General features: G+C 70.7%; 20 protein-coding genes. 10 read left to right on the top strand and 10 right to left on the bottom strand.

Annotation, left to right across the window (positions count from 1 at the left end; translation table 11 throughout):
* Nucleotides 1-261: 261 nt before the first annotated feature.
* Nucleotides 262-945 (top strand): envelope integrity protein Cei, encoded by a 684-nt coding sequence (gene cei, locus ACM26Y_RS11210; RefSeq protein ID WP_054373624.1) that lies wholly within the window; start codon nucleotides 262-264, stop codon nucleotides 943-945.
* Nucleotides 946-958: 13 nt separating this feature from the next.
* Here the strand turns inward: cei and ACM26Y_RS11205 are convergent, their stop codons facing one another.
* The gene (locus ACM26Y_RS11205; RefSeq protein ID WP_289380707.1) at nucleotides 959-1,855 is read right to left on the bottom strand and encodes an inositol monophosphatase family protein; all 897 of its coding nucleotides are present in this window, start codon (nucleotides 1,853-1,855) and stop codon (nucleotides 959-961) included.
* A gap of 122 nt (nucleotides 1,856-1,977) precedes the next feature.
* Between ACM26Y_RS11205 and ppgK the strand changes: the two genes are divergently transcribed.
* Together ppgK and ACM26Y_RS11195 are read left to right on the top strand one after the other, a co-directional pair.
* On the top strand, nucleotides 1,978-2,763 hold the full coding sequence (ppgK, locus tag ACM26Y_RS11200) for a polyphosphate--glucose phosphotransferase (RefSeq protein ID WP_371383022.1): 786 nt from the start codon (nucleotides 1,978-1,980) through the stop codon (nucleotides 2,761-2,763).
* 134 nt (nucleotides 2,764-2,897) lie between these two features.
* On the top strand, nucleotides 2,898-4,253 hold the full coding sequence (locus tag ACM26Y_RS11195) for an RNA polymerase sigma factor (RefSeq protein WP_054375093.1): 1,356 nt from the start codon (nucleotides 2,898-2,900) through the stop codon (nucleotides 4,251-4,253).
* 8 nt (nucleotides 4,254-4,261) lie between these two features.
* Here ACM26Y_RS11195 and ACM26Y_RS11190 read toward each other — a convergent pair whose 3' ends face one another.
* The 3 genes from ACM26Y_RS11190 to ACM26Y_RS11180 are packed head-to-tail and all read right to left on the bottom strand — an operon-like array spanning nucleotide 4,262 to nucleotide 6,373.
* Nucleotides 4,262-5,482 (bottom strand): cation:proton antiporter, encoded by a 1,221-nt coding sequence (locus tag ACM26Y_RS11190; RefSeq protein ID WP_371383024.1) that lies wholly within the window; start codon nucleotides 5,480-5,482, stop codon nucleotides 4,262-4,264.
* 3 nt (nucleotides 5,483-5,485) lie between these two features.
* Nucleotides 5,486-5,968, bottom strand: a complete 483-nt coding sequence (locus ACM26Y_RS11185) for a cation:proton antiporter regulatory subunit (RefSeq protein WP_003935584.1) — start codon at nucleotides 5,966-5,968, stop codon at nucleotides 5,486-5,488.
* Between the two features lie 45 nt (nucleotides 5,969-6,013).
* The gene (locus ACM26Y_RS11180; RefSeq protein WP_371383025.1) at nucleotides 6,014-6,373 is read right to left on the bottom strand and encodes a DUF952 domain-containing protein; all 360 of its coding nucleotides are present in this window, start codon (nucleotides 6,371-6,373) and stop codon (nucleotides 6,014-6,016) included.
* Between the two features lie 255 nt (nucleotides 6,374-6,628).
* Here ACM26Y_RS11180 and ACM26Y_RS11175 point away from each other — a divergent pair, with 255 nt between their 5' ends.
* Complete coding sequence (locus ACM26Y_RS11175; RefSeq protein WP_003935586.1) at nucleotides 6,629-6,829, top strand: hypothetical protein; 201 nt, start codon at nucleotides 6,629-6,631, stop codon at nucleotides 6,827-6,829.
* Nucleotides 6,830-6,932: 103 nt separating this feature from the next.
* Here the strand turns inward: ACM26Y_RS11175 and ACM26Y_RS11170 are convergent, their stop codons facing one another.
* Complete coding sequence (locus tag ACM26Y_RS11170; protein WP_003935587.1) at nucleotides 6,933-8,657, bottom strand: DEAD/DEAH box helicase; 1,725 nt, start codon at nucleotides 8,655-8,657, stop codon at nucleotides 6,933-6,935.
* A 253-nt stretch (nucleotides 8,658-8,910) separates the two neighbouring features.
* On the opposite strand from ACM26Y_RS11170, the gene ACM26Y_RS11165 reads away from it, so the two are divergent.
* A complete protein-coding gene (locus ACM26Y_RS11165; RefSeq protein WP_003935588.1) occupies nucleotides 8,911-10,086 on the top strand; it encodes a YihY/virulence factor BrkB family protein in 1,176 nt (391 codons plus the stop codon).
* On the opposite strand, the gene ACM26Y_RS11160 is transcribed toward ACM26Y_RS11165, so the two are convergent.
* Nucleotides 10,059-10,295 (bottom strand): DUF3039 domain-containing protein, encoded by a 237-nt coding sequence (locus ACM26Y_RS11160; protein WP_003935590.1) that lies wholly within the window; start codon nucleotides 10,293-10,295, stop codon nucleotides 10,059-10,061. The two genes, ACM26Y_RS11165 and ACM26Y_RS11160, sit on opposite strands and share 28 nt — an antisense overlap.
* 72 nt (nucleotides 10,296-10,367) lie before the next feature.
* Between ACM26Y_RS11160 and ACM26Y_RS11155 the strand changes: the two genes are divergently transcribed.
* The 3 genes from ACM26Y_RS11155 (at nucleotide 10,368) to ACM26Y_RS11145 (ending at nucleotide 13,404) form a co-directional block, all read left to right on the top strand.
* Entirely contained in the window at nucleotides 10,368-10,727 is a 360-nt protein-coding gene (locus tag ACM26Y_RS11155; RefSeq protein ID WP_054375097.1) for a DUF3099 domain-containing protein, read from the top strand.
* Between the two features lie 51 nt (nucleotides 10,728-10,778).
* A complete protein-coding gene (locus tag ACM26Y_RS11150; protein WP_416063449.1) occupies nucleotides 10,779-12,260 on the top strand; it encodes a methyltransferase in 1,482 nt (493 codons plus the stop codon).
* A gap of 181 nt (nucleotides 12,261-12,441) precedes the next feature.
* Complete coding sequence (locus ACM26Y_RS11145) at nucleotides 12,442-13,404, top strand: sigma-70 family RNA polymerase sigma factor (protein WP_003935593.1); 963 nt, start codon at nucleotides 12,442-12,444, stop codon at nucleotides 13,402-13,404.
* A 157-nt stretch (nucleotides 13,405-13,561) separates the two neighbouring features.
* On the opposite strand, the gene ACM26Y_RS11140 is transcribed toward ACM26Y_RS11145, so the two are convergent.
* Together ACM26Y_RS11140 and ACM26Y_RS11135 are read right to left on the bottom strand one after the other, a co-directional pair.
* Nucleotides 13,562-16,402, bottom strand: coding sequence for a GNAT family N-acetyltransferase (locus ACM26Y_RS11140; RefSeq protein WP_416063448.1), 2,841 nt, complete (start codon nucleotides 16,400-16,402; stop codon nucleotides 13,562-13,564).
* Nucleotides 16,395-17,666, bottom strand: a complete 1,272-nt coding sequence (locus tag ACM26Y_RS11135; protein ID WP_416063447.1) for an acetoin utilization protein AcuC — start codon at nucleotides 17,664-17,666, stop codon at nucleotides 16,395-16,397. The genes ACM26Y_RS11140 and ACM26Y_RS11135 overlap by 8 nt, the downstream gene beginning before the upstream one ends.
* A gap of 150 nt (nucleotides 17,667-17,816) precedes the next feature.
* Here ACM26Y_RS11135 and ACM26Y_RS11130 point away from each other — a divergent pair, with 150 nt between their 5' ends.
* Together ACM26Y_RS11130 and galE are read left to right on the top strand one after the other, a co-directional pair.
* The gene (locus ACM26Y_RS11130) at nucleotides 17,817-18,503 is read left to right on the top strand and encodes a metal-dependent transcriptional regulator (protein ID WP_054373252.1); all 687 of its coding nucleotides are present in this window, start codon (nucleotides 17,817-17,819) and stop codon (nucleotides 18,501-18,503) included.
* A gap of 51 nt (nucleotides 18,504-18,554) precedes the next feature.
* On the top strand, nucleotides 18,555-19,547 hold the full coding sequence (gene galE / locus ACM26Y_RS11125; protein ID WP_416063446.1) for a UDP-glucose 4-epimerase GalE: 993 nt from the start codon (nucleotides 18,555-18,557) through the stop codon (nucleotides 19,545-19,547).
* A 10-nt stretch (nucleotides 19,548-19,557) separates the two neighbouring features.
* On the opposite strand, the gene ACM26Y_RS11120 is transcribed toward galE, so the two are convergent.
* Together ACM26Y_RS11120 and ACM26Y_RS11115 are read right to left on the bottom strand one after the other, a co-directional pair.
* Nucleotides 19,558-20,691 (bottom strand): DUF4192 domain-containing protein, encoded by a 1,134-nt coding sequence (locus ACM26Y_RS11120; protein ID WP_416063445.1) that lies wholly within the window; start codon nucleotides 20,689-20,691, stop codon nucleotides 19,558-19,560.
* 151 nt (nucleotides 20,692-20,842) lie between these two features.
* Nucleotides 20,843-21,601, bottom strand: a complete 759-nt coding sequence (locus tag ACM26Y_RS11115; RefSeq protein ID WP_416063444.1) for a sensor domain-containing protein — start codon at nucleotides 21,599-21,601, stop codon at nucleotides 20,843-20,845.
* Between the last annotated feature and the right edge of the window lie 131 nt (nucleotides 21,602-21,732).

The following is a 21,732-nucleotide window of genomic DNA, read 5'->3' as shown; positions in this document are numbered from 1 at the left end:
ATCCGGGTCCCGGACACGACCCGGGCCTCCCCTGTCGAAGGCCCGATCGTCGAATCTTCGACGACCTGGGCCGCCGAACAATAGCGGAAGTACCCACAGAAGCCGTAACCGATGCACGCGGTCCGGGGAAATGTCGGTCAATTGTCACCAACACCACAGCAACTCGAGACATTCCACCGTTCGCCCGCCTTCGCGGACCCCATCGGGATGCCCTCTACAGTGGTCGCACACACCCCTTGGAGATGCGAGAGGCAGGGCGCCGTGGTTTCCCTGATCACCGAAGGCCGGGCGCGTGACGAACGCGGCCGGCCGTTCCCCCGCCGCCGCCTGGTGCCGGCCGCGGCCCTGTTCGCGGTTCTGGCGACGATCGGGATCGTGGTGTGGGCATCGGTGTTCGCCGGTTCCGACCCGGTATCGCGGACCGTGGCATGCAACGCCCCGCCGACCGTGCCGTCGGAGCCCGGAGGACCGCAACCGGCCCCGCTCGGCGAAGTGGTCGACCGGTCCGTCCTGCTCGACGTCGAGCCTGCTCCCCTGGCGGCGACGCGGGTGCGGGTGTTCAACGCCAACGGTGAACGTGGCCAAGCCACCCATGTGGCCACCCAGTTGGCCGAATACGGGTTTGCGAGCGCACCGGACGTCCAGGCCGGCAACGACCCGGTCTACGTCGACCAGAACCTGCAGTGCCACGGTCAGATCAGGTTCGGGGCGGCCGGGACCGCGGCGGCCAGCACGGTGTGGCTGGTCGCACCGTGCGCCGAGCTCGTCCGCGACGACCGTGCCGACGACACCGTCGACCTCGCCCTGGGCACCTATTCCAAGGAGATCGCACCCAATGCCGACGCCGAGGAGGTGCTGCAGTCGCTGCGGGAGGCTCCGGTGGGTGCGGCCGCCGCGCCGCTCGACATCGACCTGCTGTCGGCGGCCCGCGACGCCCGCTGCTGAGTGCCGCGGACCGTCAGGCCGGGATCGGTGCGTCGGCGCCGAACGTGGCGAGCAGGTCCGCGAGTTGTGCCGCGACGCCGGGCGCAGCGGCGACGGTGATCTCGCCGTCGTCGCCCCCGCCGGTCGGTAGCCGCACCCAGGCGCCCGCCTCCGCGGCGATCAGCGCACCGGCGGCCCAGTCCCACGGTTGCAGCCCGTGCTCGTAGTGGGCGTCGACGCGGCCCGAGGCCACCATGCACAGGTCCAGGGCGGCCGCACCGATCCGGCGGATGTCCCGCACCCTGGGCAGCAGCTCCGCCACCAGAGCACCCTGCCGTTCGCGCCGGTGCGGCGCGTAGGAGAAGCCGGTCGCAACGAGTGCATGGGCAATGTCGCCGACCGGGTTGCAGCGCAGACGCGTCACCGATCCCCCGGCGTCGGTGCGGGTGGCGCCACCTCCGCGCGCAGCCGAGTAGACGTCTCCTGCGGCGACATCGACCACCGCTCCCGCCACGGATCTCCCACCGACCTGGGCCGCTACCGAGACCGCGTAAGCGGGGATGCCGTACACGAAGTTCACCGTGCCGTCGATGGGGTCGACCACCCATCGGACACCGGTCGACCCGGCGTCGGCGCCGCCTTCCTCCCCCAGGATCGCGTCGCCCGGCCGCGACCGGGTCAGCAGTCGCCGGATCAGGTCCTCGGTCTCGGTGTCCGCCACCGTCACCGGGTCGGTCTCGGTGCTCTTCGATCGCACCGCGCCGGCTGTGCGAGCACCCGGGTCGGCGGCCGGGAACAGTTCGGGCCGCCGGGCGCGCACGTGGGCGGCGGCCGCCACCGCGACGTCCACGGCGATCTCCCGCAGCCGGGCCGGGTCCGTGGTGGCGTCGCGGGAAAGGGTGCAAGGGTGGCGATCCGGGGTGTCGGGCACCCGGGTATCCGAACACACTACGCGGTACGGCACCACCCGCGTGGCCGTCGCATTCGCATTAGGGTGACGTCACGACAGCGGTTGCCCGCGGTGACTGTTCCGGTGACGAGAGGGAGCGCGAGATGACGCAGACGACCCAGCCGGCCACGCCGGATCCGGACCTTCTGGGATTCGGTGTCGACGTCGGGGGCAGCGGCATCAAGGGCGGGGTCGTCGACATGTCCACGGGTGTCCTGGTGGGTGAGCGCATCAAGATCCTCACTCCCCAGCCGTCGACTCCACAGGCGGTCGCCGACACGGTCGCCCGAATCGTGGAACAGGCGCAGTGGACCGGACCGGTGGGTGTCACCCTGCCCAGTGTGGTGACCGGCGGGGTGGCGCGCACGGCCGCGAACATCGATCCGGCATGGATCGGCACCGATGCCCGGGCGTTGTTCGCCTCGGTGCTGGGCGACCGTCCGGTCAGTGTGCTGAACGACGCGGATGCTGCCGGTCTCGCCGAGGACCGCTTCGGTGCGGCCAGGGACGCGTCCGGAGTGGTCGTCCTGCTCACGTTCGGAACCGGCATCGGCTCGGCGGTGCTGCACAACGGCGTCCTGTTGCCGAACACCGAGTTCGGGCACATGGAGGTCGACGGGATGGAAGCCGAGCACCGCGCGGCGTCGTCGGTCAAGGAGAACAACGAGTGGTCGTACAAGCGGTGGGCCAAGGAGGTCTCGCTGGTGCTCTCGCGGTTCGAGGCCCTGCTGTGGCCCGACCTGTTCATCGCCGGCGGTGGCATCAGCCGCAAGCACGAGAAGTGGATCCCGTTGCTGACCAACCGCACGCCCGTCGTTCCGGCCGCGTTGCGCAACGCGGCCGGCATCATCGGGGCCGCCTGGGCTGCGAAAACAGGCGTCCACCCCTGAGTCCTGCACATCGCGCGTGACGGCGATCGTTACAATGGTGCACAGCCGGCTGCGAACCGGCCTGATCCCGACAGACCTCTCCGCCGGAACCCCTCTGGCGCGACGCCGCACTACCTCGTCACGAAAGGGCGTACGTGGCAGCCACCGACATCCACACGGCTGATTCCCCCAACGAATCGGCAGCCTCCGCGGACGCCGCGGAATCCGCGACCGGTACCGCACCCGCCACGAAGCGGCCGGCGAAGAAGGCCGCGGCCAAGAAGGCCCCGGCGAAGAAGGCCGCGGCCAAGAAAGCCCCGGCGAAGAAGGCCGCCGCGAAGAAGACCACGGCGAAGAAGGCCGCCGCCAAGAAGGCGGGCAAGCCGGCCGGCGACGAGTTCGAGGGTGAGGAAGCCGCGCTCGAGGACATCGACGTCGCCGAGGCCGATCTCGAAGGTGCCGAGGACGTGGTCGTGGAGGCGGACGCCGACGACGAGCCCAGCGACAAGGACAAGGCGTCGGGCGATTTCGTCTGGGACGAGGAGGAGTCGGAGGCGCTGCGGCAGGCCCGCAAGGACGCCGAGCTGACCGCCTCCGCCGACTCGGTGCGCGCCTACCTCAAGCAGATCGGCAAAGTTGCCCTGCTGAACGCCGAGGAGGAGGTCGAGCTCGCCAAGCGCATCGAGGCCGGCCTGTACGCCACCTACCGGTTGCAGGAATACGCCGACAAGGGCGAGAAGCTGCCGGTCGCGCAGCGCCGCGACCTGAACTGGATCTGCCGCGACGGCAATCGCGCCAAGAACCACCTGCTCGAGGCCAACCTGCGGCTCGTCGTCTCACTCGCCAAGCGCTACACCGGCCGGGGCATGGCATTCCTGGATCTCATCCAGGAGGGCAATCTCGGTCTGATCCGCGCGGTGGAGAAGTTCGACTACACCAAGGGTTACAAGTTCTCCACGTACGCCACCTGGTGGATCCGGCAGGCCATCACCCGCGCCATGGCCGATCAGGCCCGCACCATCCGCATCCCGGTGCACATGGTCGAGGTGATCAACAAGCTCGGCCGCATCCAGCGTGAGCTGCTCCAGGACCTCGGGCGCGAGCCCACTCCGGAGGAGCTGGCCAAGGAGATGGACATCACCCCGGAGAAGGTGCTGGAGATCCAGCAGTACGCCCGGGAGCCGATCTCGCTGGATCAGACCATCGGCGACGAGGGCGACAGTCAGCTCGGCGACTTCATCGAGGACAGTGAGGCCGTGGTGGCGGTGGACGCGGTGTCGTTCACGCTGCTGCAGGATCAGCTGCAGTCGGTACTCGAGACACTGTCCGAACGTGAGGCCGGTGTGGTCCGGCTGCGGTTCGGCCTCACCGACGGTCAGCCCCGGACCCTCGACGAGATCGGGCAGGTCTACGGGGTCACTCGCGAACGGATCCGGCAGATCGAGTCGAAGACCATGTCGAAGCTGCGGCACCCGTCGCGGTCGCAGGTGCTGCGCGACTACCTCGACTGAGGATCGACCTAGAACTCTTCCGCTTCACGGCGATCGGCCGTCGGCTCTGCAGCCGGCGGCCGTTCGCGTAGCCGGGGCACCACGGCCCGGGTCACCGGCTCGACGACGCGCGCCGCCACGGGGCCGAGCACCGCTGTGATCAGGACGTACGCCGATGCGAGAGCCGCGAGCTCGGCGTCCACGTGACCGGAGGTGACGGCGAGTCCGGCGATGACGATGGAGAACTCACCCCGGGCGATGAGGGCGGCGCCCGCGCGAGCGCGGCCCATGGTGGCGATGCCGTGTTGCCGTGCCGCCCACCAGCCGGTGACGATCTTCGTCAGCGCTGTGACGACGGCGAGCAGCGCCGCCCATCCCAGTACGGGAGGGATGGCGGTCGGATCTGTGTTGAGGCCGAAGAACACGAAGAAGATCGCCGCGAAGAGGTCCCGCAGCGGCTCGAGGACGCGGGCCGCGTTGTGAGCGGTCGATCCGGAGATCGCGATGCCGAGCAGGAACGCGCCCACCGCCGCCGACACCTGCATCGCCGAGCTGACACCGGCGACCAGCAGCGCGGCGCCGAGTAGCTTGAGCAGCAACGTCTCGCTGTCCGGGCTGTCGAGCACCGCAGAGACGTAACGTCCGTAGCGCAACACCAGCACGAGCACGACCGTGACCAGGCCCAGCGCGATCGCGACGGCCTCGAGCCCACCGATGAGGCTGACCCCCGCGAGCACGGCGGTCAGGATCGGTAGGTACACCGCCATCGTGAGGTCCTCGAAGACGAGGATCGACAACACCACGGGAGTCTCCCGGTTACCCAGACGACCGAGGTCGGTCAGGGTCTTGGCGATGATGCCCGAGGACGAGATGTACGTGATGCCACCGAGGACGAACGCCGCCGTCGCGCCCCAACCGAGCAGCAGCGCGATCACCACTCCCGGCGCGGCGTTGAGCACGAGGTCGAGCAGGCCCGCCGCGCGGGACCGTTTGAGCCCGGTTACGAGTTCGGAGGCCGTGTACTCCAGGCCGAGGAGGAGCAGCAGCAGGACCACGCCGATCTCACTGGCAACGTGACTGAACTCGCTGATGTCACCGAGCTGGATGAACCCGCCGGTGCCGAACGCGAGACCGCCGAGGAGGTAGAACGGGATCGGCGACATGGCGAAACGTGCGGCGACCCGTCCGAGCACCCCGAGGGCGAAGAACACCGCCCCCAGTTCGATCAGGGCGAGCGTGGTCGAGTTCATCGGTCAGCCGTTGCGCAGGATCCTGGCCGCGGCGTCCAGGCCGTCGGCCGTGCCGACGGCGACGAGGATGTCTCCCCCGGTGAGTACGAAATCCGGCCCCGGCGAGGGCGTCACCTGCCCGGCGCGCATCACCGCGACGATGGACACGCCCGTGCGGGTACGCATCGCCGTGTCTCCGAGCACCGCCCCGTCGAAGCGGGAGCTGTCGTGGATGTGCAGCTGCCGGGTGATGATCCCGGGCAGTTCCCGGTGGTCCTCCTGGAGCTGGGCGACGAGTTGCGGCGCACCGAGGAGGTTGCTCAGGGTGGCTGCTTCCTCGACGGTCAACGGCAGGGAGGCCGCACAGGCATCGGGATCGTCCGCCTTCGAGACGATCAGGTCCGAATGGCCGTCCCGATGCGTGATGACCCCGATCCGACGACCCGACGCCAGCTCGAAGTCTTTGCGCACACCGATTCCGGGAAGCGGCGTCACTTCGACGTTCATGCCGTCAGAGTAGGACTCGCGGCCCCCCTGGGTGGCGGCGCACCCTCAGGGGTGTCCGAAAAGCCCGTTATCGCCGGGGAGGTAGTCCACCACCGCGGTGACCGCAGCGACCGGTAACGGGCCGTAGAGGTGCGGGAACGTCATCCCTGCAGGATCGTCCGGGACGCCCGGCTCCCACCGCACTTCGTCCGCGAGCCGGGCCGGGTCGATGTGCAGCAGCACCAGATCTGTACGGCCGGCGAACAACCGGTTCGCCGGCAGGTGCACCTGCTCCGGCGTCGACAGGTGTACGAACCCGTGCGTGGCGAGCGAGTCGGGGACCAGCACCCCCGTGCGCTGTGCCGCCCTGCGCTGTGCCCGCTCCCAGTCGGCTCGCGTGCAGATGTGGACCAGCCGATTCGTCACCGCAGCCCCTCCCGGTGGCCGTTCCGGGCCCGCGACACCGCCGGAGGCTCTGCGCTGTGAGCGAACACCCGCGGCCCCGAAACCGCACGTCGTGGGCATTCGGCGGGTTCGGGGGTGAAACTCGACACGATTTTCGGAGGATTGGAACAACGCGTGAACGGGAATCGTCTGACACAGTAGTTCCACCGCGCCGGCCCGGTGCGGCGGACCAGACCCCAGGCAACCGACGACAGTGGTGGCCAGTTTGGAGGAGTCATGCCCGGAACGTTGACCAGCCCGAAGTTGACCGCCGCAGACCGCTGCGATCGGTGCAGTGCAGCCGCTCGCGTCCGTGCCGTCCTTGCCACCGGTGGCGAGCTGCTCTTCTGCGGCCACCACGCCAAGGAGCACACCGACCGGCTGCGTGAACTCGGTGCCACGATCGTGACCGAGTCCGACGCCGAAGCTGCCGTCTGATCCACCGTTCCGGAGCCGTACGACTCCGAGACCCGAGCCGAAACGGGCGACCACCGCGAGTGGTCGCCCGTTTCGCCGTTCCGGGGGTGCGCCGGCGGCGGGTTCACCACTGGCGCAGCAGCGCGATGCGGTCGCCGAGTTGCTCGGCCGTGGCGATCGCGGTCGGCGGACCACCGCACTGCCGCCGCAGCTCCCCGTGGATGACCCCGTGCGGCTTACCGGTCCGGTGGTGGTGCATCGCGACGAGCGAGTTCAGTTCCTTGCGCAGCCGGGCCAGCGAGTCGGCGGTCGCCACCCGCTCGGCCACCTGCGGCGGCGGGGTGGGTGCGGGGGCGGAGGCCGGCTTGTCCAGTTGCTCCTGCTGGCGGCGGCGCAGCAGCGCCCGCATCTGCTCGGCGTCGAGCAGCCCGGGCAGGCCCAGGTAGTCGGCCTCTTCCTCGCTGCCGGAGAACGTCGCCGTGCCGAACGAGGAGCCGTCGTAGATCACCTGGTCGAGTTCGGCGTCCGCGCCGAGTGCGGTGAACGCCTTCTCCTCCTCGCCGGGTTCGTCCTTGGTCCGGTTGGCATCGGCGAGCAGGTCGTCGTCGAAGCCCTCCTTCACGCGGTGCGGCTTGCCGAGCACGTGGTCCCGCTGCGTCTCGAGCTGGCTGGCCAGGTCGAGGAGCACCGGCACGGACGGCAGGAACACGCTCGCGGTCTCGCCCTTGCGTCGCGACCGCACGAACCGGCCGATGGCCTGGGCGAAGAACAGCGGCGTCGAGGCGCTGGTGGCGTACACGCCCACCGCGAGCCGAGGAACGTCGACACCTTCGGACACCATGCGCACCGCCACCATCCAGCGCTGGGTGCTCGCGTCGAACTCCGAGATGCGCCGCGACGCGGTCGGGTCGTCGGACAGGACCAGGGCGGGAGTCTCGCCGGTGAGCTGCTCGAGGATCTTGGCGTACGCGCGGGCCACCGTCTGGTCGCTGGCGATGACCAGTCCGCCCGCATCGGGCATCCCGCCCTGGCGCAGTTGCTCGAGCCGCGTGTTCGCGGCGGTGAGGACGGCCGGGATCCAGTCGCCGGCCGGATCGAGAGCGGTCCGCCACGCGCGTGCGGTCTGCTCGGCGCTGAGCGGCTCACCGAGTCGCGCCGAGTACTCCTCCCCCGCGTTGTTGCGCCATCGGGCTTCACCGGAGTAGGCGAGGAAGACCACCGGACGCACGACACCGTCGGCGAGGGCATCGGCATAGCCGTACGCGTGGTCGGCCCTGGACTGCATGAAGCCGTCGCCGTTCGGTTCGTACGTCACGAACGGGATGGCGCTGTCGTCGCTGCGGAACGGGGTACCGGTCAGGGCGAGGCGGCGGGTGGCGTCGCCGAACGCCTCCCGGATTCCCTCACCCCAGCTCTTGGCGTCGCCGCCGTGGTGGATCTCGTCGAGGATCACCAGGGTGCGACGGGCCTCGGTGCGGACGCGGTGTTTGAACGGGTGCGAGGCCACCTGCGCATAGGTCACCACGACCCCGTGGAAGTCGCTCGACGTCTGGCCGGTGGAGTTGGTGAAGTTCGAGTCCAGGGCGATGCCGGAGCGCGCAGCCGAAGCGGCCCACTGGTGCTTGAGGTGCTCGGTGGGGGCGACGACCGTCACCTGGTCGACGGTGCGGTCGCGCAGCAGCTCGCCCGCGACACGAAGCGCGAACGTGGTCTTACCGGCGCCAGGGGTCGCGACGGCGAGAAAGTCCCGCGGGCTCGTCGCGAGGTACTTCGTCAGGGCTCGGCGCTGCCAGGCGCGCAGCTGTCCGGCGGGGGCGGAGGGCGCTGTTCCGACGGTCTCGGTGCTCACCGGCTACTCGTGCTCCTTCTCCGGTCGTGCGGGTGGTCTCGCTCTGCGGCCCGCCGTCGGGCGTACGGAATCCGCCGTGCGGTCGCCGGACGGACGACGGCCGTCGAGCAGCCTATCCCGGTCCGCCGGGCCCGCCCGCATCCGAGCCGCCGGCCGTGACGCGGGCGACAGGAGACGATCATGTCAGAATTCGCGGTGTCGTCGGCCCGCCGCCGAGCACTGCGGCGTGTCGTCAGGAATGCTGGAAGTACCCATGAGCGACACACCTCCTCCAGCCGGATCGACCGCCGCACCGCGCCCGCGGCGGCGGCCGGTGCACCGCGGGCTGCAGGTGCTCGCCCGGACAGCGGTCAAGGCGTGGGACGACTCCATCTTCAGCAAGGCCGCGGCGGCCGCCTTCTGGCAGACGCTGTCGCTGCCCCCGCTCCTGCTCGGCCTGCTGGGCAGTCTCGGCTACGTGGCGGGGTGGTTCGGGCCCGACACGGTGGAGATCATCCAGTCCAAGATCGTCACGTTCAGCCGCACCATGTTCAGCGAGAACGTGGTCGACGACATCATCGGGCCCACGGTCCAGGACGTGCTGCTGCGGGGCCGCGCCGACGTGATGTCCCTCGGATTCCTGCTGTCGCTGTGGGCGGGGTCGTCGGCGATCTCGACGTTCGTCGACTCCATCGACGAGGCACACGACCAGCACGACCACCGTCATCCCGTCTGGCAGCGGTTCTTCGCCCTGCTGCTGTACGTGGTGTTCCTCGTCCTGGCGGTGTTCACGCTGCCGCTCGTCGCGCTCGGGCCGACCATGATCGGACGGGCGCTGCCGGAGGCGTGGTACGACGTCGGGTCCCGGTTGCTGGATACCTTCTACTACCCCGGCGTGGCGCTGCTGCTGCTCGTGGGCCTGACGACGCTGTACAAGGTGGCCCTGCCGCGGTCCCTGCCGTGGCACCGCCTGCTGGGCGGTGCGATCCTGGCGGGCACGTTCTTCATGGCATCGAGCGCGGCTCTGCGCTGGTACCTGCGATGGGTGTCCGGGACCGGATACACGTACGGAGCGCTCGCCACCCCGATCGCGTTCCTGCTGTTCACCTTCTTCCTCGGCTTCGCCGTCGTGCTGGGAGCCGAGTTCAACGCGACAGTGCAGGAATTCTGGCCGGCGCGCGAGACCCGCATCGAACAGGTGCGCCGGTGGCTGGCCGATCGGGCGGCCGCAGCGCCCGCACCGGCCGCGGTGACCGGCCTGACCCGGCGGCTGGGAACGGCACCGATCCCGATCCGGCTACCGGACATCATGCGGCCGGGGCAGCGGGAACCCGAGTCGTGCCCCGTGGACGCGCCGCACCCACCCGCAGCGGAGGACGCCGTCGGCGAACCCGCGCCGGCGACCCCGGACGAGACGGTCGATCAGTCGCCCTTGCGCAGACCCTCGTAGACCTTCTTGCATTCCGGGCACACCGGCGACCCCGGCTTCGGGGAGCGCGTCACCGGGAAGACTTCGCCGCACAGGGCGACGACATGGGTCCCCATGACCGCGCTCTCGGCGATCTTGTCCTTCTTGACGTAGTGGAAGAACTTGGGAGTGTCGTCGTCGGTGGTTTCGTCGGTGGTGGTATCCGGCCGTTCCTTGATGTCGGTGCTCACCGTTACATGATGCCGCACCCCGGGTGCGGATGTGTATGTGCATTCCGCGGACGCGAGTGGGACAGTAGAAGGATGTCGAGAACTCCGGGTTTCCATGGGGGCTACGACGACGGGTCACCCGAGAAACCGGTTCTGATCACCGAGGCGGCGTCGTCGCTGGAGGAGCAGCACCGAGCAAGGGTCCGCAAGTACCTCACGCTCATGTCCTTCCGCATCCCCGCCATGATCCTCGCCGCGCTCGCATACGCGGCGTTCGCCAATCCGTGGCTCTCGGTGGGCATCCTCGCTCTGTCGGTCCCGCTTCCGTGGGTGGCGGTGCTCATCGCCAACGATCGCCCTCCGCGGTCGAAGGACGAGCCCAGCCGCTGGGACGGTCGCGCCGACGACACCACTGCGCTCGAGGGCCCACAGCCGCGCATCATCGAGGGCTGACCCGGTTCCCCGGCCCCGGGCGCGGCAGCAGGGTGCTGCCACAATGCGTGGATGGACCGCGACCTGCTGCTTTCGATCTGTCCCGCGCTGCGCACGGCACTCACTCGCGCACGGTTCGACACCGACACGATGCTCGAGCTCCTCGGTCCCGACGCGCACGCCGCGTTGGGACGCGGCGAGCCTGTGCCGGTGCGACGGGCCACGGCGGGCGGCGGTGATCTCGGCACCCTCGTGCGCCTGTTCCTCGTGTGCGACACGCTTCCCGCCGCCGAGGTGGCCGACGCGCTCGCACCGCTCGACGTGGCGACGGCGATCGCGGCGGGGCTCCTCGAACGCGACGGCGACGGTGTGCGCGCAGCACTGGATCTGCGACCACTCGACGCCGGCACCGGCACCCGTTGGATGCTGTCGGACCTCGACGGGGCGATGCGTCCCCGGCAGACCCGCGAGGATCATGTGCTCGGCGTCGGACACGCCTCGCTGTCGCTGCTGCAGGCCATGCCCACCGACCCGGTCGGTTCGGTACTGGACCTGGGCACCGGCTGCGGCGTGCAGGCCGTGCGCGCGACCGACTTCGCCCGCACCGTCACCGCCACCGACGTCAACGCCCGGGCACTGGCACTGGCTGCCGCCACGGCCGCACTCAACGAGGTCGAGATCGAACTGCTCGAGGGGTCGTGGTTCGAACCGGTGATCGGCCGCCGTTTCGACCGGATCGTGGCGAACCCGCCGTTCGTGGTGAGTACGGGACGGGTCGAGCACACCTACCGGGACTCGGGCCTGGACCTCGACGGCGCGAGCGAACTGATGATCTCGCGCGCTGCCGAGCACCTGAACCCGGGCGGGACCGCTGCGATGCTGGCTTCGTGGGTGCACCTCGAGGACGAGGACTGGCGACGCCGGATCGCGTCCTGGCTTCCCGCCCACGGCGTAGACGCGTGGATCGTGCAGCGCGACGTCGCCGATCCGGCTCTCTACGTCGGCACGTGGCTGCGCGACGGTGATGCCGACCCGCGGGATCCGGCGGTGGCGGCGCGCGCCGAGGACTGGCTCGACCACTTCGCGCGACACAAGGTTCAGGGCATCGGCTTCGGATTCGTCTACCTGCGGCGCACCGACGCGCCGAGCGACGTCCTCGCCGAGGACCTGCGGCACGGTTTCACCGATCCGTTGGGGGCGGAAGCCGTCGCGTACTTCGAGCGGCTGGCCTGGCTGCGCGACCACGATGTCCTCGAAGCGCGGTTCGTCGTCCGACCCGACACCGCCCTCGAACGGGTGTACCTCCCCGGAGCGGACGGCTGGCAGCAGGTGGTGACGCGTGTGCACCGCGGTGGGGGCCCGAACTGGCAGCACGAAGTGGACGAGCCGGCGGCAGCGCTGCTGGCCGGGATGCGGGCCGACGGTCTGCCGCTGGCGGAGCTGGTTGCGCTGCTCGCCGTCGCGCACGACGAGGACGAACAGGCGCTGGCCGAACGGGCGGTGGTGCTGGTACAGGCGCTCGTTCGGCACGGGCTCGTCGAGCCGGTCCGGTAGGACGCTCCGGACGGGCCGGAAGTTACCGGCCGGTTCCCTCAGCGGTGTGTTCTCAGCAACTTCTCAGGACCTCGGCGCCGTTTACGCAGGTCAGAGCAGTTCCGGCGATGGAACCCCGGGAACTTTCCCAGGGGTCTTGCGCGTTGAACGCTTCGAGACACCACCGATGAGGAGGCACGTCATGGCACGCCCCGATACCACCGCCCGCGTCGATTCCGACCTCGACAGCCAGAGCCCGGCCGCAGACCTGGTCCGCGTCTATCTGAACGGGATCGGCCGCACGGCCCTGCTGAGCGCTGCGGACGAGGTGGAACTGGCCAAGCGGATCGAGGCCGGCCTGTACGCCCAGCACCTGCTGGAGACCAAGAAGCGGCTCACCGCAGCGAAGAAGCGCGACCTTGCGATCCTGGTACGCGACGGGCAGGCCGCTCGCAGCCACCTGCTCGAGGCGAACCTGCGGCTGGTCGTGTCCCTGGCCAAGCGCTACACCGGTCGTGGCATGCCGCTGCTGGACCTGATCCAGGAGGGCAACCTCGGACTGATCCGCGCCATGGAGAAGTTCGACTATGCCAAGGGCTTCAAGTTCTCGACCTACGCCACCTGGTGGATCCGTCAGGCCATCACCCGCGGCATGGCCGACCAGAGCCGCACGATCCGGCTCCCCGTCCACCTCGTCGAGCAGGTCAACAAGCTGGCCCGGATCAAGCGGGAACTGCACCAGCAGCTCGGCCGGGAGGCCACCGACGACGAACTGTCCGCGGAGTCCGGGATCCCGGTCGAGAAGATCGGTGATCTGCTGGACCACAGCCGCGACCCGGTGAGCCTGGACATGCCGGTCGGCAACGACGAGGAGGCCCCGCTCGGCGACTTCATCGAGGATGCCGAGGCGACGTCCGCGGAGAACGCGGTGATCGCCGGGCTCTTGCACAGCGACGTGCGCAGCGTCCTGGCCACCCTGGACGAGCGCGAGCAGCAGGTGATCCGCCTGCGTTACGGCCTCGACGACGGCCAGCCCCGCACCCTCGACCAGATCGGCAAGCTCTTCGGCCTCTCCCGTGAACGAGTCCGCCAGATCGAGCGGGAGGTCATGGGCAAGCTCCGCGAGGGCGACCGCGCCGAACGCCTCCGCGCCTACGCCAGCTGACCGGGCAGTCGGCCGGACGATCCCCGAGAACCGGGCTGGGTTCTCGGGGATCTCTTTCTCTGTGGTTGTCGGCACAGCCGCGGGACGCCGCGGCCCGTCCAGCACAGCCGCGGGACGCCGCGGCCCCTCGGCACAGCCGCGGGACTCGGCGGCCCGTCTAGCGCAGCCGGCGGGGACCGAGGTCGAGTGGATGCGGCTCGGGACCGATCCGCAGATGCGCGTCGGTGAGCTCGGCGCCGGTGGGGGACGCGAGGACCGGTTCACACGCGATCTCCCGCACCTCCGGTAGGTCGTCGGCGAGGGCGGAGATGCGCTGGACGAGGTCGACGAGCGCCGCCTTGCTGACCGGCTCGGTGTTGCGGTAGCCGGACAGCAGTGGCGCCGCCTTGGGGGCGTCTATCAACTCGACCGCCTCGTCCTCGGTGACCGGCAGGACCCGGAAGGCGCGATCGCCGAGCAGGTCCGAGATGACTCCGGCCAGCCCGAACGAGATCAGCGACCCGAACGACGGGTCGTCCTGGACCTGCACGACGCATCCGATGCCCTTGGTGGCCATCTTCTGTACGTGCAGCAACGGCTCCCCCGAGACCGCGGCGAGGTCGCGGTAGGCGATCCGCACCGCCTCCGGTCCGAGCAGGTCCAGCCGAACGCCGCTCAGGTCCGGCCGGTGCCGCCAGTGGGCGCCGGTCGCCTTCACCGCGACGGGGAACCCGATCTCCTCCGCGGCGGCGACGGCTTCCTCGGCCGTGGTCACCGCGCGGAACTCGGCAATGTGCACGCCGTAGCACGCGAGCAGGAGTGCGGCCTCGGTGTCCGAGAGCCAGCGTCCGTCCGGCGACGTCGCGAGCCACCCTTCGACAAGGGTGCGGGCCTTCTCTGCGTCGATGCCCGCCGGGCGGACGACCTGCGAGGCGGGACGGCTGCGCCATTTGGCGTACCGCCATGCCCGGGCCAGCGCGAGGGCCGCCCGCTCGGGACCCGGATACGAGGGCACCGACCCCCGTGTGGGATGGCCGTCGGGTCCGCGCACCGCGAGGACGTCGGGCAGGCCCTCGGTGGCGAGGAACGTGGTGAGCACCGGCTTGTCGGTGCCGGCGACGGCGTCACGCAGGGCCTGCGCGTACGGCTCGACCGTCACGGCGACCGGCGGTACGAACACTGCGATCACCGCGTCGACATCGGCCGACTCGAGTGCGTGGGCGACGGCCGCCGCGAACTGCTGCGGGGACGCCGTCGCCCCCAGATCGACGGGTTCGCCGACGTGCAGACCCTCACTCCGGGCGGCGTCGACGGCGAGCACACCCAGGGCCGTGGAGTTGCCCACCACCGCGACGCGCGGACCGGCCGGTAGCGGCTGATAGCCGAACAACAGGGCCGAATCGAACAACTGGGAGATCGAACCCACCTGCACGACCCCGGCCTGCTCGAACAGGTCCCGCACGATGGTGTCGTCCATCTCCCCCGTGCGGGCGGCCAGGACCGGAGGTACGGCGTGCCGGCCGCTCTTGACGGCGACGATCGGCTTGCTGCGAGCCACGCGCCGGGCGATGCGCGAGAACTTGCGCGGATTGCCGAAGCTCTCGAGGTACAGCAGCACCACCTCGGTGGCCGGGTCGGTGTCCCAGTACTGCAGCAGGTCGTTGCCCGAAAGGTCGGCGCGGTTGCCGGCGGAGACGAACGAGGACAAGCCGACGCCGGTCTTGGCGGCCTCGTCGAGGATGGCGATACCCAGCGCGCCGGACTGACAGAAGAAGCCGACGTTGCCGGCCGCCGGCAGCACGGGCGCGAGGGTCGCGTTGAGTCGGATATCCGGGTCGTTGTTGGCGACACCGAGGGCGTTCGGACCGATCAGCCGCATGCCGTGTGCCCGCGCCGCATGCGCGAGGCGGCGTTCCGCGGCCCGGCCTTCCGGACCGGTCTCGCCGAAGCCGGACGACACGACGAGCAGCGCCTTGACGCCCTTGGCGAGGCAGTCGTCGAGCACCGCGTCGATGGCCTCGGCCGGGACCGCCGCGATCGCGAGGTCGATGTCGTCGGGGATGTCGCGGACGGTCGGATAGGCGCGCACACCGCGCACCGAGCGGTGCTCGGCGTTGACCGGATAGACCGGGCCGGTGAAGCCGCTGCGCAGCATGTTGACCAGGACCGCGTTGCCGACCTTGCGACTGTCGGTGGACGCGCCGATGACGGCGGCGCTGCCCGGGCTGAGCAGGTTGCGGACGCTTCGAGCCTCGGCGGCACGTTCGCGGGCATTGCGGACCGACACCAGCGCCTCGGTGGGGTCGATGGCGAACTCGAGCCGCACCACGCCGCCCTCGAAGCTTCGGCTGACCTGGTATCCGGCCTCGCGGAACACGGTGACCATGTTGCGGTTCTCGGCCAGCACCTCCGCGACGAAGGTGTGGATGCCGTTCTCGGCGGCGGCGCCGGCCAGGTGCTCGAGCAGGATGGGGCCCAGGCCGCGACCCTGGTGCGCGTCGGCGACGGTGAAGGCGACCTCGGCGGACAGGCCGTCGTCCTCGGGCAGACCCTCGTAGCGGCCGACCGCGATGATCTCCCCGCCGAGCAGGGCGACGAACGCGACCCGGCGGTGGTGGTCGACCACGGTGAAGTTGAACAGGTCCCGTTTCGACATCGTCGGGTAGGGACCGAAGTAGCGAAGGTAGCGAGTGCGCTCGGAGAGTTTGCTGTGGAAGTCCACGAGCAGGTCCGCGTCCTCGGGGACGATCGGCCGCAGGTGCACGGCCTTGCCGTCGGAGGCCAGGACGTCCGCCACCCAGTGCTTGGGGTAGTTCCGCGCGACGGCGAGTGCCCGTTCGCGGGCGGCGTCCTTCTCCGCCTGGGCGCGCGCTGCGGCGTCGGTCTGCGTGCCGGCGGGTGCGTCGCCGTCGGGCGTCTGTCCCGCGCGACCGGGCGGCGTGCCCTCGGGTGGCGTGTTCTCCGGTGCCGTGTTCTCCGGTGCCGTGCTCTCGGGTGCCGTGCTCTCGGATTCAGTCACGCGGGTCCTCCGGGTCCAGGCCGAGCAGCGGGAAGCAGGCCCGACGGGTGGCGACGATGGCCGAGTCGACGCGGCTGAGGGCACGATCGAACGCGGCGACGCCGGTCTCGGGGGTGCCGCCGGGACCGTCCCACGGCAGATACGCCACGTCACCGCCCTCTCCCATCACGGTCGGCAGATCGATCCCCGGCGCCATCGCAGCGACCCGCTCCCGCCATTCGCCGGGGATCGGGGTGGCGGGGTCGATCTCGCGGTCGAGCACGGCGGCGATCAGGTGGGTCCATGATCTCGGCACCACCCGCACCAGTCCGTAGCCACCACCCCCGACGGCGAGCCACCGGCCCTCGCAGTGCCGGTCCGCGAGCTCACGCATGGCCAGGTACGCCGCGCGCTGACCGTCGACGGTCAACGAGAGGTCGGCCAGCGGATCCTCCCGGTGGCTGTCGGCGCCGCACTGGCTGATGATGATCTGCGGCCGGAACGCGGCGACCGCCGCGGGGACGACGGCGTGGAACGCGCGCAGCCACAGGGCGTCGACGGTGCCGGGCAGAACCGGCAGGTTGACCGCGGTGCCCTCGGCGGCGCCGGTACCGATCTCGCTGGACCAGCCGGTGTTCGGCCACAGCGTCGCGGGGTGCTGGTGGATGGAGACGGTGAGCACCCGGGGATCGCCGAGGAACGCGTGTTGCACTCCGTCGCCGTGATGGGCGTCGACATCGAGGTAGGCGATCCGGTCGAAGCCGTGGTCGAGGAGCCAGGAGATCGCGATGGCGGCGTCGTTGTAGACGCAGAATCCGGCGGCCCAGTCGGCCATCGCGTGGTGCATCCCGCCGCCGATGCTCACCGCCCGCCGGGTGCGGCCGGCGGCGATCTCGCGGGCAGCCGCAAGGGTGCCGCCCGCGAGGACGGCGCTCGCCTCGTGCATGCGCGGGAAGATCGGGTTGTCCTCGGTGCCGAGACCGTGCGGTGCCTCCGGTCCGGCGCTCGAGCCGGGTGGCAGGTTGCCGGCGTGCTTGACGGCCTCGACATAGGCGGGGGTGTGGATGCGCAGCAGATCGGCGTCGGTCGCGGCGGGCGGACGCAGGGTCTCCACCCCCTCGAGCAGGCCGAGCCCTCGGGACAACGCCATCGTGAGATCGAGCCGGGTGGGGTTCATCGGATGGGTCGGACCCCACCGGTAGTCGAGGAAGTCCGGACTCCACACCACCACTCGGTCGCCGCTCGGATGTGTCGGATCGCCCGTCGCGGCGGAGGTCGTGGTCATGGCCACAAAGCTACTGCGCCGCCCTGGGGGACGCGAGTGCCGGAATACCCCGGCGCGCCCACCACCCACCACGCCGGGCGGGGCCGCTCGGGGTTCACCCGTCGGGGGTTTCGCCCGGTTAGAATCGGCCGCAGACGAAGGGGTGTGAGAGTGAAAGACCTGGTCGATACCACGGAGATGTACCTCCGGACGATCTACGACTTGGAGGAAGAGGGCGTCGTGCCGCTGCGTGCGCGCATCGCCGAACGCCTGGAGCAGAGCGGTCCGACCGTGAGTCAGACCGTCGCCCGGATGGAACGGGACGGACTGCTGCGTGTGGCGGGCGACCGGCACCTCGAGCTGACCGAGAAGGGCCGCGATCTGGCGGTGTCGGTCATGCGCAAGCATCGGCTCGCCGAGCGGCTGCTCGTGGACGTGATCGGCCTCGACTGGGAGAACGTGCACGCCGAGGCCTGCCGCTGGGAACACGTGATGAGCGAGGAGGTCGAGCGCCGCCTCGTCGAGGTGCTGCACAACCCCACGACGTCGCCCTACGGCAACCCCATCCCCGGCCTGGACCAGCTCGGTCTGGACCGGCCGGCCGCGGCGGACGAGCCCCTGGTCCGGCTCACCGAGATCCCGCCGGGTAAGCCGACCGCCGTGGTCGTGCGTCGGCTCGCGGAATATGTGCAGTCCGATCACGAGGTGATCGGCCGGCTGCGTGAGGCGGGGATCGTGCCCGACGCACGCGTTACAGTCGAGACGAAGCCTGGGTCGGTGATCATCAACGTGCCCGGCCACGACGGCTTCGAACTTTCCGACGAAATGGCCCACGCGGTGCAGGTGAAGCAGGTCTGAGACAGGACCCTTCGCCGGCCCTGCGCGGGCCGGCGAAGAAGGGCGCACAGCGTGAGGCTTCTGGTGACCGGCGGCGCCGGGTATGTGGGTAGCGTCTGCAGCACGGTGCTGCTCGAGCAGGGGCACGAGGTGGTGGTCCTCGACGACCTGTCCACCGGCAACGCCGACGCCGTGCCGGCCGGCGTGGAGTTCGTCGAGGGCGACATCGCCACCGCCGCCGCGGCGGTGCTCGGCGACGGCGCCCGCTCCCGGTTCGACGGGGTGCTGCACTTCGCGGCGCAGTCCCTGGTCGGCGAGTCCGTCGAGCAGCCGGACAAGTACTGGCACGGCAACGTCGTCGCGACCCTCGCCCTGCTCGACGCGATGCGGCGATCGGGAACTCCGCGGCTCGTGTTCTCGTCGACGGCGGCGACGTACGGCGAACCGGAGCGGGTCCCGATCACCGAGGACGCCCCGGCCCGGCCCACCAACCCGTACGGCGCCACGAAACTCGCCATCGACCATGCGATCTCGTCCTACACCCGGGCGTACGGGCTGGCCGCGACGAGCCTGCGCTACTTCAACGTCGCGGGCGCGTACCGCGGCGCCGGGGAGAACCGCGTGGTCGAGACCCACCTGATTCCACTCGTGCTGCAGGTGGCCCTCGGCCAGCGCGAGCACATCTCGGTGTTCGGCACCGACTGGCCGACCAAGGACGGCACGGCGGTGCGGGACTACATCCATGTCAAGGACCTCGCCGACGCCCATCTCCTGGCACTGGAGGCCGCCCGTCCCGGCGAACACGCCGTCTACAACCTCGGCAGCGGTGAGGGTTTCACCGTCCGGGAGGTGATCGAGGCGTGCCGCCGGGTGACGGGGCTGCCGATCACGGTGGTCGATGCACCCCGGCGTGCCGGGGACCCGGCGGTGCTGATTGCATCGAGCCGCCGCGCCGTCGAGGAGCTGGGCTGGAAGCCGCAGCACACGAGCCTCGACGAGATCGTCGCCGACGCCTGGGCCTACCTGCAGGATCTCGGCGACCGGTCGCACGCGGCGCGGCGCTGAGCCGCCGAGGTCACGCCGCGGGCTCCGGCGGGGGCATTCGCACCCCGAGTCGCGCGGCGATCTCGTAGCCGGTGTCGGCGAGTCCGCGTACGGTGTGCGGCCGCAACCCGGCCTGCAGGGCTTGGTCGAGAAGGTCGGCGAGCCGGTGCCGCGGGTTCGATTCGAGTGCCACACCCAGCGCGACCCCGGCGAGCGGTCCGTCGCCGCGTACGTATGCGCTGTAGCCGACGAGGGCGGCGGCCTCGGCTCGTTCCGGATCCGGAAGACGCCGGGTGAGCGCGATCCACAATCGTTCGGCAGCGTCGGCCTCGGCGCCCGTCGCGAGGGCCATCACGGCGTCTCGCACGGTCGAATTGGACAGCAGGACTGCCAGTTCGGCGAGTTCGGGGGCGAGCAGCTCCGCGCCGTCGCCGTGCCGGGCGATGTGGCTCAGGACGGCCTCGAGTTCCTGCCGGTCGGCGCGATCGCGGCCGCCGGCGCGGACGGCGAGTTCGTAGGCGAGGTCGCGGGTGTCGATCGCCTCGTCGATGTGGTCGGCGACCTGCATCCGTCCGGGCATCGGCACGGGGGCCAGCAGGTCGGCGAGTTCGGCGCGGGACCGTCGGATGGCTCCGCCCTCGAAGACGCGCGCGGCGGCGACGGGTGAGGCCTGTGGGTCCGGCACCGTCCCGCGCACGCCGCCGACGAGCGCGAACCATGTTCTGCCGCAGGCGACTTCGGAGACGGCGTGTGCGCCGGCGATACGGATCCCGTGACGATCGAGACGGACGGCGAAGTCGTCGAGCAGCCGGCAGGCTGCGGCGACGGCGGGGGCGTCCGGATGGTCGAGGCGGTCGTCGACCAGGACGACGAGCACGGCGTCGGCGCCCTCCCGGTCGCAGAGCGCACCGAATCGCTCGAAGACGTCACGCATCGCGGCCGGCACCGGATCGTCCTCGCCGGGAAGCAGGATCAGGTCGTGGCGCATGACGGCGCCGACGGCCGCGGACCGGACGCCGTCGCATCCGCCGCCGGCGTCGGACGCGAGACTGAGCACGATCAGCGACCGGGCGGGAAGGAAGCCGAGCATCGCCGGCACGGCGGCGATCAGATCGCCCGGATCGGTGAGTCGCAGCGGCCGGGACGAGGAAGTCGATGTGGTCATGGCCCGACTGTCCCCGACGGTCGGCGCCCCCCGGGGACCGTGAGCCCCGCATTCGCCGAATCTGGGGACGAGTCCTCCGCTTGTGGACAACTCCGGCGGTTGCGGGAGTCCACACCACCCGGTGTCGGTGGGCGCTGGTAGCGTGCTGCGCTCACGCGGCGCGCACGCGCTCCACGCTCGCATCGAAGACCTGGGTGAGGCCGTCGGTGTCGGCGGGCCCGGCACCGAAGGACATGTAGGTCACCAGTACCCGAACGTCGCCGATCTGGGCGATGCGGCTGGTCATCGACTGGGTGACCACCTCCCGGCCCTCCCCCGACCGGACGGTCCGGGTGAATGCGAAGGTCTCGACCCCCGGGGCCGCCGGGGGTGCCGACGGGTCGATCGTGGTGGTCACCGTGGCGGTGACGCCCCGGCGGGTCGCCGCGACGACCGGGCATTCGGCGAGACGCTCACGGTAGACGGCCAGCCCGTCGGTGACGGTGACGAGTTCCACCGAGATCGTGGCCCGGCTGTCGTTGTCCGTGCCGACCACCATCGCGGTCCCGTCCGGGCCGAAGTTCTGCGGTGGTGGCAGACATCCCGGCGGATCCACCTTGGCACCCTCCGGCACGCCCGTGAGATCGGGAGCGGCCTGGGCGACCGCCTGCGGCGGAAGTACCACGGCGTCGTACGGCTCGGGGAACTCCTCGGGGGGCAGCAGTAGTTCGGCGAGGGGCCGGCTCGCGGTGGCGGCGTCGCCCGTGGTGGCCAGCGCGGCCGGCTCGGGCTGGGGTGTCCCGCCGACGGTCGACGAGCACCCGGCCACGAGCAACAGCGCTGCGCCGAACGCGGCGGTGCCCAGCCGGCGACCGAGGGTCGGGGGACGGCGCGGCGGCCGGACGTCGTCTCCTGCGCTGTGGGGTGCCACCGGACCTCCGCTGTCGCGTTCCGCCGGGTCGCGCCCCGGCGGAGGCTGATCATCAGTTCAACTAGACTCGAACTCCACCATGCCACGCCGGTGACCCGGCGGTACCACGGCGCCCCGGATCGAACGGAGGA

This window comes from Rhodococcus indonesiensis, from assembly GCF_047782815.1.
In the GTDB taxonomy this organism is placed as follows: Bacteria; Actinomycetota; Actinomycetes; order Mycobacteriales; family Mycobacteriaceae; genus Rhodococcus; species Rhodococcus indonesiensis.
Note: the sequence above shows the minus strand (reverse complement) of the source record. Positions and strands in the feature narration are given on the sequence as shown.